Origin of the sequence: Xenorhabdus kozodoii, from assembly GCF_002632875.1 — a bacterium.
Lineage (GTDB): Bacteria > Pseudomonadota > Gammaproteobacteria > Enterobacterales > Enterobacteriaceae > Xenorhabdus > Xenorhabdus kozodoii.
Genome location: NZ_NJCX01000016.1, coordinates 40,188 through 53,702 on the forward strand (window position 1 = coordinate 40,188; position 13,515 = coordinate 53,702).

Here is a 13,515-nt window from a genome sequence, read left to right on the forward strand (position 1 = left end):
AGTTTGCAAACCAATGAGCGTGTTGATATCTCCCCGCTGCGCGGGGAGATATAAGACGTATCTTGAAAGGCGATGGGTATATATTCTCTGTAATCTAATTTTTTTTAGAATAGAGGATTAATTATCGAGAAGATAGAAAATACGCAAAAAAAAAGCCTATCATGGGCTGACAGGCAAAGACTACACACAGCAATATATATTACTTCATTGAACCCAGCCTATGGCGTTATAGGCTGAGATAGCAATACTCTGGGAAACATTTGTTTCGATGGAGTGAATACTAATTTAATAAATGCGTTTATTCATTAAGAATTCTCTTAATAAATAGAGAGTAGAAAAGAAAATTTGAAAAAATAACTTTTTTGCAACAATTTTCTTGATGGGTTTGATTCATTTTGAAAAATAAATTTGCATTGGCGTTCAGATAATATATTTACCAGTTTGATAATTGCGCGAAAATATTATTTTTCGCGCAGTTATTTGATTATCAGACGTGTTTTTTCCCGAAATGGTTTTCCGTATCCGTCACTTTTTCTTCAGGTTCAGGAACTTCATTCATCCATGCCAAGAGCAAGCTGTAAGAAACGGCCAGTACAACAGGCCCAATAAATAATCCAATGACGCCCAAGGAAAGTATTCCGCCGATGACGCCAGTGAGAATTAATACCATAGGTAAATCAGCCCCAAGACGGATCAGGAAAGGGCGCAGGACACCATCCATTGTGGTTAAGACTAAGCTCCAGATAATTAAAATGGTTCCCCAGGTTGTTTCGCCTGTCCAATAAAGCCATGCGATAGAGGGAATGAGAACGAGCAGAGGCCCAAGCTGGGCGACACAGCATACAAACATGATTACAGTCAATATCGTAGGATAGGGAATGCCGGCAATGGCTAACCCCACTCCGCCTGCGATGGCTTGAACCAGCGCCGTTACAACGACACCAAGGGCCACGGCGCGGATAGATCGGGCTGCCAGTAACACGACAGCATCACCGCGTTTATCTGCCAATCGGATAGCAAAATGGCGAATACTCAGCATAACCTGTTCACCTTTCCAATACAGTAATACACTGAACATGACCATCAGCGCCAGATGGAAAAGAAAACGTCCCGCATTGGCTGCCTGGGTAAAAAACCATGTGGCTGTTTTACCAATATAAGGGGGGATTTTGTTGAGAAGCATGTTACTGCCATCGGCAATCAAATCCTGCCATTTAAAATAGAGGTTTTCACCAACGACGGGTATCCGATTAAGCCACTCCAATTGTGGAAGTTGGAAGGAGGAAGGGGATTTTGCCCATGCGATCAATGGCGCGCTGTTTTCCACTAAACTGCTGACAAGTAATGCAATGGGAATAACGAATAGCAAAACTAATAGTAACGTCATGACGGAAACCGCAATCCAGCGTTTTCCCCATAATCGTTGCTGTATTTTCTCCAATAATGGCCAGGTTGCGATAACCACCATCCCTGACCAAATAAATCCCAGGATAAAAGGACTTAAAACCCAAAAGCTGGTGGTAATGAGTAATAAAATGAAAAGCAGAGCAAATAAAAGCCTAGGTAAATCTTGGTATGATTGTGATTTTTCCATGAAATCATTTCTCAGGTAATTAAAAAGAGTATGGTATTGGCAGTAACAATGGTCATTGAATATAACGTTATTTCATTGGTTGCTCAAAATCGATAAATATTGTGATATTGTTGCAAGCCTGCCTGCTCAGAAAGTCGAAAATGTCTGAGTGATGCTATCCAAGATAGTATAGATAAAGCAATGTTGTGGATACTTATTAGAATAAGGGGCAATTAGCCAATGATCCCACGTATATCACAAGCCCCCCATGTCAGCGAACTGACACAGGACTATTTGATTGCACTGAAAGAAGCTGGCTTTACTGGCGACACAGCCAGTAGCTATGCTGATAGGCTGACGATGGCGACAGATAACAGTATTTATCAACTGTTACCCCAAGCTGTTGTATTTCCTCGTTCCAGTGCTGATGTTGTACTGCTGACAAGAGTGGCAGAAGAGGAGCGTTTTAAGACTCTGACATTAACTCCCCGCGGTGGAGGGACTGGCACGAATGGACAATCACTTAACAATGGTATTGTGGTGGACATGTCCCGCTATATGAACCGTATTCTGGAAATTAATCCAGAACAGGGATGGGTAAGAGTCGAAGCGGGTGTTATCAAAGATCAACTTAATCAATATCTCAAACCATTCGGTTATTTTTTCTCTCCTGAACTTTCAACCAGTAACCGTGCCACGCTAGGCGGCATGATCAATACCGATGCTTCCGGCCAGGGATCACTGGTTTATGGCAAAACCTCAGATCACGTACTTGGCGTACGCGCCGTTTTATTGGGCGGGGAGATTTTAGATACCCGTCCTATGGATACAGCATTAGCGGAATCGATTGCCCAAGAAGAGAGTATCGTTGGTCGTGTTTATAAAACGGTATTGGAACGTTGCCGTGAACAACGGAAATTAATCATTGAGAAGTTCCCTAAACTCAACAGGTTCCTGACAGGATACGATTTACGCCATGTGTTCAGCGATGATATGCAGTCTTTTGATCTCACCCGTATTTTGACGGGTTCTGAAGGGACTCTGGCCTTCATTACCGAGGCGACACTGGATATTACGCCATTACCTAAAGTCAGGCGATTAGTGAATGTCAAATATGACTCTTTTGATTCTGCCCTGCGCAATGCCCCTTTTATGGTCGAGGCCAAGGCGCTCTCCGTTGAGACGGTAGACTCTAAAGTACTGAATTTGGCGCGTGAGGATATCATCTGGCATTCAGTGAAAGAATTGATTACTGATGTGCCTGATAAGGATATGCAAGGCCTGAATATTGTCGAATTCAGTGGTAATGATGAGCAGAAAATTGACCAGCAATTACAAGCGATTTGCTTGCGTCTTGATGAATTGATGGAAAAAAATCAGGCGGGCATTATTGGCTATCAAACATGCCATGATTTGATGGATATTGAGCGTATTTATGCCATGCGGAAAAAGGCCGTCGGATTGTTAGGCAACAGTAAAGGTGCCGCTAAGCCCATTCCATTTGTCGAAGATACCTGTGTTCCTCCTCAACACCTTGCCGATTATATTGCCGAATTTCGCCAGCTTTTGGATAACCATAAACTGAATTACGGCATGTTTGGACATGTCGATGCGGGGGTTTTGCATGTGCGTCCGGCATTGGATATGTGTGATCCCCAACAGGAAATGTTGATGAAACAGATTTCTGATGAAGTTGTTCATTTGACGGCCAAGTATGGTGGCCTGTTATGGGGAGAGCATGGCAAGGGTTTTCGGGCAGAATATAGCCCCGCCTTTTTTGGTGAGGTCTTGTATAACGAACTGCGTCGAATAAAAGCGGCATTTGACCCGCTTAATCGACTGAATCCGGGGAAAATTTGTCCGCCAATTGGGGTAGATGCTCCAATGATAAAAATTGATGCCGCCAAGCGTGGGACTTATGACCGTACTATCCCCGTCAATGTCAGGACGACATTTCGCGGGGCAATGGAATGTAATGGTAATGGGTTATGCTTTAATTTCGATGTCAAAAGCCCAATGTGTCCGTCAATGAAAATCAGCCAGCACCGCATACACTCTCCCAAAGGCAGGGCGACCTTGGTCAGAGAATGGCTACGGCTTTTGACCGAGCAGGGGGTTGAACCCAGGTTATTGGCGCATGGGCTGGATCAGGCGCGTCCTAGTTTGCGGGGTTTGATTGAAAAGACACGCCATAGCTGGCAGGCGTGGCGAGGTGAATATGATTTTTCACATGAAGTTAAAGAGGCGATGTCAGGTTGTTTAGCTTGTAAGGCTTGTTCAACACAATGTCCGATCAAGATTGATGTTCCTTCGTTTCGCTCACGCTTCTTAGCGCTGTATCACAGCCGTTACTTACGCCCATTACGTGATCATATTGTTGCTAATGTTGAACACAGTACGCCATTAATGGCAAAAGCGCCGCGAGTATTTAATTTTTTTCTCAAACAACCTTGGGTACAAAAAATCAGCCAGCATACGATTGGTATGGCTGATCTGCCGTTACTCTCCTACCCGACATTGCAGCAGCAACTTGCTGGTCATTATGCAGCGAGGACAACGCTGGAACAGTTGGAAGGCTTATCGCCATCACAGCATGCTCAACATGTATTGATCGTTCAGGACCCTTTCACAAGCTACTACGATGCAAAAGTCGTCACTGATTTTGTCCTGTTGGCAGAAAAGCTCGGTTATAAACCCGTCTTACTGCCATTTTCACCTAATGGAAAAGCACAACATGTCAAAGGATTCTTGAATCGGTTTGCCAAAACCGCGGGGAAAACGGCTGATTTCCTGAATCGGATTGCACGCCTGAATATCCCCCTGGTCGGTGTCGACCCTGCTTTAGTCCTGTGTTATCGGGATGAATATAACGATATTCTCGGTGAACGGAGGGGAAATTTTAACGTTCAGTTGGTACATGAATGGCTAGCCAGTATCCTGCCGGAAAAAATGTCACCAGCGAAAAACGATGATTCGGTGCCTAAGCATGGCTGGTACTTACTGGGTCACTGTACCGAAGTGACGGCACTCCCCAATAGCGGTAAACAGTGGGCTGATATCTTCCGCCAGTTTGGTCATCGGTTGGATCATGTCAATGTCGGGTGCTGTGGCATGGCGGGAACCTATGGCCATGAAAAGAAAAACCGGGAAAGCTCCCTTGGCATTTACAAACTTTCATGGGCTTCAACCCTGAAAAATCTCTCTTCAGAACATTGCCTGAGTACCGGATATTCGTGCCGCAGTCAGGTAAAACGCATAGAAGGAAAGTTGCTTAAACATCCATTACAAGCCCTATTGGAGATAATGTCGTGATTTGGAAACGTAATATAGATGTCAATACACTGAATCAATTGAATGGTGAGTGTATGGTAAAACATGTCGGGATCGAATTTACCCAGCTGGGTGATGACTTTATCGAAGGGGTAATGCCTGTCGATCAACGAACGAAACAACCCTTTGGGATCCTGCATGGTGGAGCCTCTGTCGTATTGGCTGAAACACTCGGCTCAATTGCCGGCTATCTCTGCTCGGAAGGCGAACAGAAAGTGGTGGGGATAGAAATTAATGCTAACCACCTTAAATCTGTTCGTGAGGGTAGCGTTAAAGGAATTTGCAAGCCTATCCATCTTGGCCGTTCACATCAGGTCTGGCAGATTGATATTTATAATGATCAGCAACAATTATGCTGCACATCCCGCCTGACAACGGCAGTTTTACCTTAGTATTTTCCCCCGCGTTGTGGTGTTTTTGTTCCCGTCAGTATTTGGCTGACGGGAACAGCCGGCCAATATAGCTTCCGCTTTGATTACCGCAAATGCGATAGAATAGTTTTGCAAAATAGGCTATTAATTAACCACAAACATGCAACTATCATTTTCAGGAAGCACGTATGAAGCGATTTTTACCTGTTATCGGCATGTTCTTGATTGGCATGTTGTCGTTGAGTGGATTGACTAATATCGCCCATGCTATCGAGTATCCATTGCCTCCTGCTAATAGCCGCCTGATTGGGGTAAATTCTACCTATATTGTGCCCGATGATGGGCTTCCACTAGAAGCTATTGCGGCCAAATACCAAATAGGCTTACTGGCGATGTTGGAAGCGAATCCGGGTATTGATCCCTATTTACCTGAGCCTGGTACGGAATTAATTATTCCATCCCAGATGCTGCTTCCAGACACGCTTCGCCAGGGAATTGTTATCAATCTGGCTGAACTTAGGCTCTACTATTTCCCTGAGGGAAAAAATGATGTTGTTGTTTACCCTATTGGTATAGGTCAACTTGGGCGTAACACGCCAACCATGACAACATCAGTCAGCCAATTGATCAAGAACCCGACATGGACACCAACGGTGAATATCCGCAAGGATTATGCGAGTCGGGGAATTATTTTGCCTGCCGTGATACCCGCAGGTCCAGATAATCCAATGGGGGATTTTGCCTTACGTTTGGCCGCTGGGCGTGGCGAATATCTGATCCATGGTACAAATGCAAATTTCGGCATTGGGATGCGCGTCAGTTCAGGATGTATTCGCCTGCGCCCGGATGATATTGAAGATTTGTTTCGTACTGTCCCACGGGGTACGCGCGTTCAGGTCATTAATGAGCCGGTGAAATATACCGTAGAGCCAGATGGTAAGCGCTATGTGGAAGTTCATCAGCCACTTTCCAATAAAGAGACAGATGATCCACAAACAATGCCGATCCCACGTACTGAAGGTTTGGTCGAGTTCATTAATAATCGTGAGACGGATGGGGCTCTTGTTGAACAAGCCATTATCCGTCGTTCAGGCATGCCCGTGCAGATGAATGCCGGGTCGGTGACAAATAGCCAAGCGGCAAGGCCGATTGAAAATACAGAAGACGCAATTAAACCCGTCAAAATACCGCCATTACATCAACCTGGGCCGATTTATCGACCTGAAACCTGACAAATAGAACTGTGTAGAAAAGTAAAAATAGAAATGGCGTACACGGATAGTACGCCATTTTTTATTAACCCACTATAAAGATTATTTCTTGTATGAGCGAACCTGGTTATCAAGGCGCTGGTTCGCACGAGCAGCTTCGTCTTTGGCTGATTGCACATCAGAACGAATAGCACTGAGGCCACTGCTCAATTGGTCAACTTTGGAACCGAGAGTTTGAACCTGAGAGGCAAGTTGTTCAACTTTAGTCGCGCTTGAGCAACCCGCTAACAGGGTGGAAGCCAGAATTACTGCACCAAATACAACTTTAGTACGATTCATCACATTACCCTCTAGATTAAGTTAATCTCCAAGTAGCCATCTAAGTATTACACAAACTATTTTAGAAAGAGAATAAAAATTTGCTACGAAAAAAACCTGCTATTTTTTTATTTCAAAATAAGCCAGTAATTTTTTGGGATATCGACAATAAAAGTGTTGCCAACTCGATGATTTAACCAGAATAATTTTAACTGTTACGTGAAGTGTATTCCATTTTGCCTGTTTCATCAGAATAAACAACAGTAAGAATTATCTGTTTAATTAATTTAATATTTAAAGGCTAATTGAATCAATATTGTTAAATTAACACGAATAATTGTTATATAAAAGATCTATTTTATAAACATAATTAAGTGAAAATAGTAAAATATTATTGTATTAAGCAGCAATCTGAAGGAAGGATATTATACCCGTCGCCTTTCAAGATGCGTCTTATATCTCCCCGCTACGCGGGGAGATATAAGCACTCTCATTGGCTTGCAAACTGCAACTTGAAGTTGGATTGATATAGGCCGTAACATTGATCATGAAAATGGGTTGTAAAGAAATATAAGAAGCCCAATTTGCATAATAAAAATTTAGGCTTCTTTATGATTATCAGCACTGCCCAACTTGGGCAGTGCTATTTTATTGATGGTTTACTGAGTCTTACAGCACATGGACAGAAGAGGTGTTGGTTGTGCCACTGGGTACTAATGCACCGGATATCATGACAACGGCTTCCCCTTTGTTTGCCATACCACTTGCTAATGCAGCTTCTTTACCGATACGGTAAAAATCATCGGTAGAAGCGATTTCTTTGACAACCAGAGTGGAAACACCCTTGACCAGCAGCAATTGACGAGCAGTGATCTCATTAGTTGTCAACGCAAGGATCGGTGCGTTAGGGAAATATTTGCGGATAGATCTCGCCGACTTACCACCATAAGTTGCCACGACAATCAGCGGGGCTGCCAGTTTTTCTGCAATTTCAACCGCACCACGGCATACCGCTTCGGTAACACGCAGTTTCTGGGTTCGGGTATTCTCAATTCGGCTGCCCATAACGCGATCTGTACGTTCACAGATGGTTGCCATGATAGAAACGGCTTCAACAGGATATTTTCCTTTCGCACTTTCACCAGAAAGCATCACTGCATCTGTGCCGTCTAAAATGGCGTTAGCAACGTCACCGGCTTCGGCACGGGTAGGGCGGGGGTTTTTGATCATGGAATCCAGCATTTGGGTTGCAGTGATAACAACCTTACGAGCGGCATTACATTTTTCGATCATCATTTTTTGCGCGAAGATGACTTCTTCTACCGGGATCTCAACACCCAGATCACCACGGGCAACCATGATACCATCAGAGGCTTCGAGAATTTCATCGAAGTTATTCAGGCCTTCCTGATTTTCGATTTTGGAAATGATTTGGATATGTTCGCCGCCATGAGCTTTCAGGTGCTCACGGATCTCCAATACGTCAGAGCGTTTACGGATGAAAGAGGCGGCGACAAAATCTACGCCTTGTTCACAACCGAAGATCAAATCTTGTTTATCTTTTTCTGCCAGTGCAGGTAAGTTGATGGAAACATTTGGCAGGTTAACGCCTTTGTTTTCGCCCAAATCACCGTTGTTCAATACCTCACAGATGACTTCAGTCGCGGTTGTTTCTTTCACTGTCATGGCGATCAAACCATCATCAACCAATATGGTGTTTCCTGGTTTCAGATCTTCTGACAATCCAGCATAAGTCACGGCGACGCGCTCTCGATTGCCGATAACAGATTTATCTGTGGTAAAGGTGAAAATTTGACCCGCAGTGAGGGAGACATCATTACCCTCTTCCAGTTTCATGGTACGGATTTCAGGGCCTTTAGTATCCAGCAAGATTGCTGCTTTTTTGCCGGTTTTCGCGACGACTGCGCGAATGTTTTTAATGCGCTGGCCATGCTCTTCGTAGTCACCGTGAGAAAAGTTCAGGCGCATTACATTCATACCTGCACTCAGCAGTTCGGTCAATTTCTCTTCGGATTCTGTCTTCGGCCCGATGGTACAAACAATTTTAGTTTTTTTCATGACAATCTATCTACTGATTTAATGGATTAAAAGAGTGAATCACTAGCCATTACATTAACACTTATGCCAACATCATCTGATGTTTTGAGTTGCGCAAATAATGGAAAACGGATAGCAATAGAAAATGGATAGCAGTAAGCGTCAAATGGTTTTTCAGCGTGAAGTTGGGTCTATGCAGATATGCGGGTTTAGTTCGACTAATCATCTGTAATTTTTTCTGGATTCGGTAAATAAACCGGCTGAAACCATTCAACTTATGACATAAGCGTATTATAGAGACTAATTTCTGTGAAATGAATCAAAAAATAGCACTTGAAAAGATTTCTATACAGAAAGGGGGCGATAGCCGTAGCTCATGGTTAAAGAAATCAGACAGTTGTTGCGCAAACAAAATGCCATTGGATTTTTAGTGAGTTGTTAGCATGAGTCAAAAATGAGTTTATGAACAGAGAGAGCATTGTACTGAAAGAGATAGGTTTGATGAGATAAAGGAAAATTGAAACGGCGAATTTGATATGGTGCGTCCGAGTGGACTCGAACCACCGACCCCCACCATGTCAAGGTGGTGCTCTAACCAACTGAGCTACGGACGCACATAGAATTGTTTTCTTGTCAACCGGATATTTGGTGCGTCCGAGTGGACTCGAACCACCGACCCCCACCATGTCAAGGTGGTGCTCTAACCAACTGAGCTACGGACGCAATCTAAATTTACGCGGCTGACAACGGGAACGAATATTAACGGGCACTGGGCCTTCTGGCAAGGGGAAAAATGCAAATTCTTGTTCAACTGCTCGCATTTACATCTTTTTGCATGAATTCGCAGCTTTTCCCCTTGAACCTACCACTTAGTATATTGAAATGTATTAAATTAACGATTAGAACGTCTTAGAACATAATGCGCCGGCTGTTTCTGTGTCCATAGGATCCGGTAACCCATCATGAATGCCGATGCGGTTAGACCGATAATAAATCCAATCCAGAAACCCTGTGGCCCCATCGGTTTGGTGACATAATCCGTCAACGCCAGAATATAGCCACTTGGCAGCCCTAAAATCCAATAAGCAATAAAAGTGATAAAGAAGATAGAACGTGTATCTTTGTACCCGCGTAATATCCCGGAGCCAATCACCTGAACCGAATCAGAAAGCTGGTAGATCGCGGCAAATAGCATCAAATGGGAGGCAAGCGTAACAACCTCAGAGTTATCGTTGTACATAAATGCGATGTGCTCGCGACCCAGTACCGTGAAAGTTGCCGTCATACAGGCAATAATTAAGCCAACAATAATGCTCGTATAGGCGGATATTTTAGCGCCTTCTGCTGATTGTTGGCCCAGGTTATGGCCAACACGAATGGTTGCCGCTATCCCTAATGATAGTGGGAACATAAACATCATGGAGCTGAAATTGAGCGCTATCTGGTGCCCGGCCACGGCCACTACCCCCAGTGGGGAAACCAACAATGAGACGACGGCAAACAACGTAACTTCAAAAAACATCGCCAAAGCAATGGGTAAGCCAAGCAGTGCAATACGTTTTTGCATATGCCATTTAGGGCCTGCAAATTTGTTGAATGTTTGGATATCCTTCTGGGAAGGAGAGTGCTTCACATAGGCAAGCAAAAACAGGAACATAACCCAGTAAACCGTTGCCGTAGCGACACCGCAGCCTACACCGCCCAATTCAGGCGCACCAAATTTACCATAAATGAAAATATAGTTAACGGGGATATTGACCAGTAGTCCGGCTATGCCAATTACCATGCCTGGTTTGGTTTTCGATAATCCTTCACATTGACCGCGCAAAACTTGATAAAACAAATAACCTGGCGCTCCCCACATGATGGCATGGATAAAATCTGTGGCTTTTTGAGCTAATACAGGATCGACGTTATGTTGTGCCTCTATAATAAATCGGCTGTTATACAAGATGGCGATGATCAAGACAGAAAGGAAGGTGGCAAGCCAGAACCCTTGCTGAATTTGGCCTGCAACATTTTTTCTCTGACCAGATCCATTCATGTGTGCCACGATGGGGGTTAAGGCAAGCAATAAGCCTTGACCAAACAGGATAGTAGGCAGCCAGATTGATGTACCAACAGCAACCGCTGACATTTCAACAGCACCAGCTTTACCTGCCATGACAGTATCGACGAAACCCATCGCAGTTTGTGAAAACTGCGCAATGACGACAGGGATCCCTAAAGCGAGCAAACTACGCGCTTCATTTAAATATTTCTGCACGTACTACACCTTTTTTGATTGAAAATTAACGAGAAAAATAAGAAGTATTTTTTGCGAGCAAACGATGTAAATAGAAAATGTATCGCTTATAAGCCGTCATATTGTATAGGACTCATTTTATTAATCCAATCATTGTACGATGGCTATATCCAATAACCGGGCAATGAATTTGAGACAACATGATTGAAGCAACATTCAACTGAAACTAAACTCAGCCAAAATAATATTCTGTTTAAACAGGGTGGTGTTTAAAAGCGGCGAGTAGGTTAAACTAATCCGCTAGATAAAATGATTAAAGAGGGTCCCATGTTTACAGGTATCGTTCAGGGAAAAGCGCCGATAGTTGCCATTGATGAAAAGATGCATTTTCGGACTCATATTGTTAAGTTTCCGGCTGAATTATTACCCGGAATTGAAACGGGGGCTTCTGTTTCCCACAATGGCTGTTGCCTGACTGTGACTAAGATCAATGGTGATTTAGTCAGTTTTGATTTAATGAAAGAGACATTGCGTCTGACCAACCTTGGTGAGCTTAGGGTAGGTGATTGCGTCAATCTGGAAAGAGCGGCTAAATTTGGTGATGAAATTGGCGGGCATTTGATGTCCGGTCATGTGATTACAACAGCAGAAATTGCCAAGATCTTCACTTCTGAAAATAACCATGAAATATGGTTTCGCATTCACGACAAGCAGTTGATGAAATATATCCTGCACAAAGGGTTTATTGGTATTGACGGAATTAGCTTAACCATTGGAGATGTCGTTAATAATCGTTTTTGCGTTCATTTAATTCCGGAAACATTGGAACGAACAACACTTGGCAAAAAACGCTTGGGTGAAAAGGTTAATATTGAGATTGATCCACAAACTCAAGCGATTGTAGATACCGTTGAACGGGTTATGGCCCAGAAAGAACAAGAAAAACTATTGTTACAGGTTGAAGAACAATAAAAAATATTTCTGGATTGTGTCGTAAAGCTTGTAATGACTCGATCCTATAAGATAGGAAAGCTACAGAAATATCCTATTTCTGTAGCTTTGGGAACGCCATTATGGGGAACACTATCGAGGAACTCTCAATCCGTTTTCAATGCCTCGCGGGCTGAATACTATCTGCCATAACTGAATATCTCTTGCGCGGAATGCGCCTGCACAGGCATTCAGGTAATAAGTGAACATCCGTTTAAAGCGTGGGCTGTAGTTATGTTCTATTTCATGCCAACTGGCAGTAAATCGTTCATACCATGCCATCAGTGTTCGGTCATAATCTGCCCCAAAGTTGTGCCAATCTTCCATAACAAACTTTCCGGCAGTGGCTTTGGCAATTTTGGCTATCGATGGTAAGCAGCCGTTAGGAAAAATATATTTGCTGATCCATGCATCGGAGCCTGACTTATCAATATTGGAACCGATGCTATGGAGAAGGAACAGGCCATCAGGTTTCAGGTTTTTTTCCACGATATTGAAATAGTTGTCATAATTTTTAGGGCCAACGTGCTCAAACATGCCGACAGATACAACGCGATCAAACTGAAGGTTAAGGTTGCGGTAATCTTCAAGGATAATTTTTACATCCAGATCTTTACAGCGCTCCTGAGCATATTTCTGCTGCTCGGCTGAAATTGTAACCCCTGTGACAGATACACCATAGTTTTTGGCAGCATAAGCTGCCAATCCTCCCCATCCACAACCGATATCTAATACAGCCATGCCTGGAGAAAGTTGTAGTTTTTCGCAAATCAGGTGTAGCTTATGGGATTGTGCTTCTTCCAGGGTATTAGCATTTTTCCAATAGCCACAAGAATATTGCATATGAGGATCAAGCATCCGGGTAAAAAGGTCATTGCCTAAATTATAGTGTTCCTTACCGACAATCCAGGCACGTTTGGGCGATTGTAAATTGAATATACGAGAGATAACTATCTTGAAGATATCTTTGGTATTTTTAGGAACACGATGTTCTAAGCCTGCCCGTAATATTTTATAGAAGAAAATATCAAGGCGATCACATTCCCACCAGCCGTCCATATAACTCTCACCCAGACCCAATGAACCTTCCCTTAATACACGCTTATAGAAGTCAGGATTTTTAATGCGTAGATCGAAAGGACGCTTGCCATTGATCTCAATATCGGCTTCCTGAAGTAACTCATGGGCGATCCTATGCCAAGGATCAGTGGTTGTTTTTTTACCTTCAACAAAAGACGAACTCATATACTCTCCAACATTTGTGTGATGGAATTCTGAGGTGTTACTTATAGCTGATTTTTATTATGTAAACCTTGAAGGTTTATTGAAAAATAATATAGAAATGGCATTAAAAGCACATATTGCCTATTCATCCTGAAATTAAAGAGAGCCTCAATGCCCTGAAATACCTCAAATCCC

The 13,515-nt window shown here is 43.3% G+C and carries 9 protein-coding genes and 2 tRNA genes; 4 read left to right on the plus strand and 7 right to left on the minus strand.

Annotated features, from left to right (window positions below):
• Positions 1-487: 487 nt before the first annotated feature.
• Positions 488-1,594, minus strand: a complete 1,107-nt coding sequence (gene ydiK / locus Xkoz_RS11975) for an AI-2E family transporter YdiK (protein ID WP_099142380.1) — start codon at positions 1,592-1,594, stop codon at positions 488-490.
• Positions 1,595-1,813: 219 nt separating this feature from the next.
• On the opposite strand from ydiK, the gene ydiJ reads away from it, so the two are divergent.
• From ydiJ to Xkoz_RS11990, 3 genes are all read left to right on the plus strand, one after another.
• Complete coding sequence (gene ydiJ, locus Xkoz_RS11980) at positions 1,814-4,885, plus strand: D-2-hydroxyglutarate dehydrogenase YdiJ (RefSeq protein ID WP_099142381.1); 3,072 nt, start codon at positions 1,814-1,816, stop codon at positions 4,883-4,885.
• Entirely contained in the window at positions 4,882-5,295 is a 414-nt protein-coding gene (locus Xkoz_RS11985; protein WP_099142382.1) for a hotdog fold thioesterase, read from the plus strand. The genes ydiJ and Xkoz_RS11985 overlap by 4 nt, the downstream gene beginning before the upstream one ends.
• 167 nt (positions 5,296-5,462) lie before the next feature.
• Complete coding sequence (locus Xkoz_RS11990; RefSeq protein WP_099142383.1) at positions 5,463-6,506, plus strand: L,D-transpeptidase family protein; 1,044 nt, start codon at positions 5,463-5,465, stop codon at positions 6,504-6,506.
• 81 nt (positions 6,507-6,587) lie between these two features.
• Here the strand turns inward: Xkoz_RS11990 and Xkoz_RS11995 are convergent, their stop codons facing one another.
• The 5 genes from Xkoz_RS11995 to Xkoz_RS12020 all read right to left on the minus strand — a co-directional run bounded on the left by Xkoz_RS11995 (position 6,588) and on the right by Xkoz_RS12020 (position 11,127).
• Entirely contained in the window at positions 6,588-6,824 is a 237-nt protein-coding gene (locus Xkoz_RS11995) for a major outer membrane lipoprotein (protein ID WP_099142384.1), read from the minus strand.
• A gap of 648 nt (positions 6,825-7,472) precedes the next feature.
• On the minus strand, positions 7,473-8,882 hold the full coding sequence (gene pykF / locus Xkoz_RS12000) for a pyruvate kinase PykF (protein ID WP_099142385.1): 1,410 nt from the start codon (positions 8,880-8,882) through the stop codon (positions 7,473-7,475).
• 516 nt (positions 8,883-9,398) lie between these two features.
• Positions 9,399-9,475, minus strand: a tRNA-Val gene (locus Xkoz_RS12010).
• Between the two features lie 32 nt (positions 9,476-9,507).
• Positions 9,508-9,584 (minus strand) — tRNA-Val (locus tag Xkoz_RS12015).
• 169 nt (positions 9,585-9,753) lie between these two features.
• Positions 9,754-11,127 carry an MATE family efflux transporter gene (locus tag Xkoz_RS12020; protein WP_099142386.1) on the minus strand — a complete coding sequence of 458 codons (1,374 nt, stop codon included), beginning with the start codon at positions 11,125-11,127 and terminating at the stop codon, positions 9,754-9,756.
• Positions 11,128-11,433: 306 nt separating this feature from the next.
• On the opposite strand from Xkoz_RS12020, the gene Xkoz_RS12025 reads away from it, so the two are divergent.
• On the plus strand, positions 11,434-12,078 hold the full coding sequence (locus Xkoz_RS12025; protein WP_099142387.1) for a riboflavin synthase subunit alpha: 645 nt from the start codon (positions 11,434-11,436) through the stop codon (positions 12,076-12,078).
• Positions 12,079-12,189: 111 nt separating this feature from the next.
• Here the strand turns inward: Xkoz_RS12025 and cfa are convergent, their stop codons facing one another.
• Positions 12,190-13,341, minus strand: a complete 1,152-nt coding sequence (gene cfa / locus Xkoz_RS12030) for a cyclopropane fatty acyl phospholipid synthase (RefSeq protein ID WP_099142388.1) — start codon at positions 13,339-13,341, stop codon at positions 12,190-12,192.
• Between the last annotated feature and the right edge of the window lie 174 nt (positions 13,342-13,515).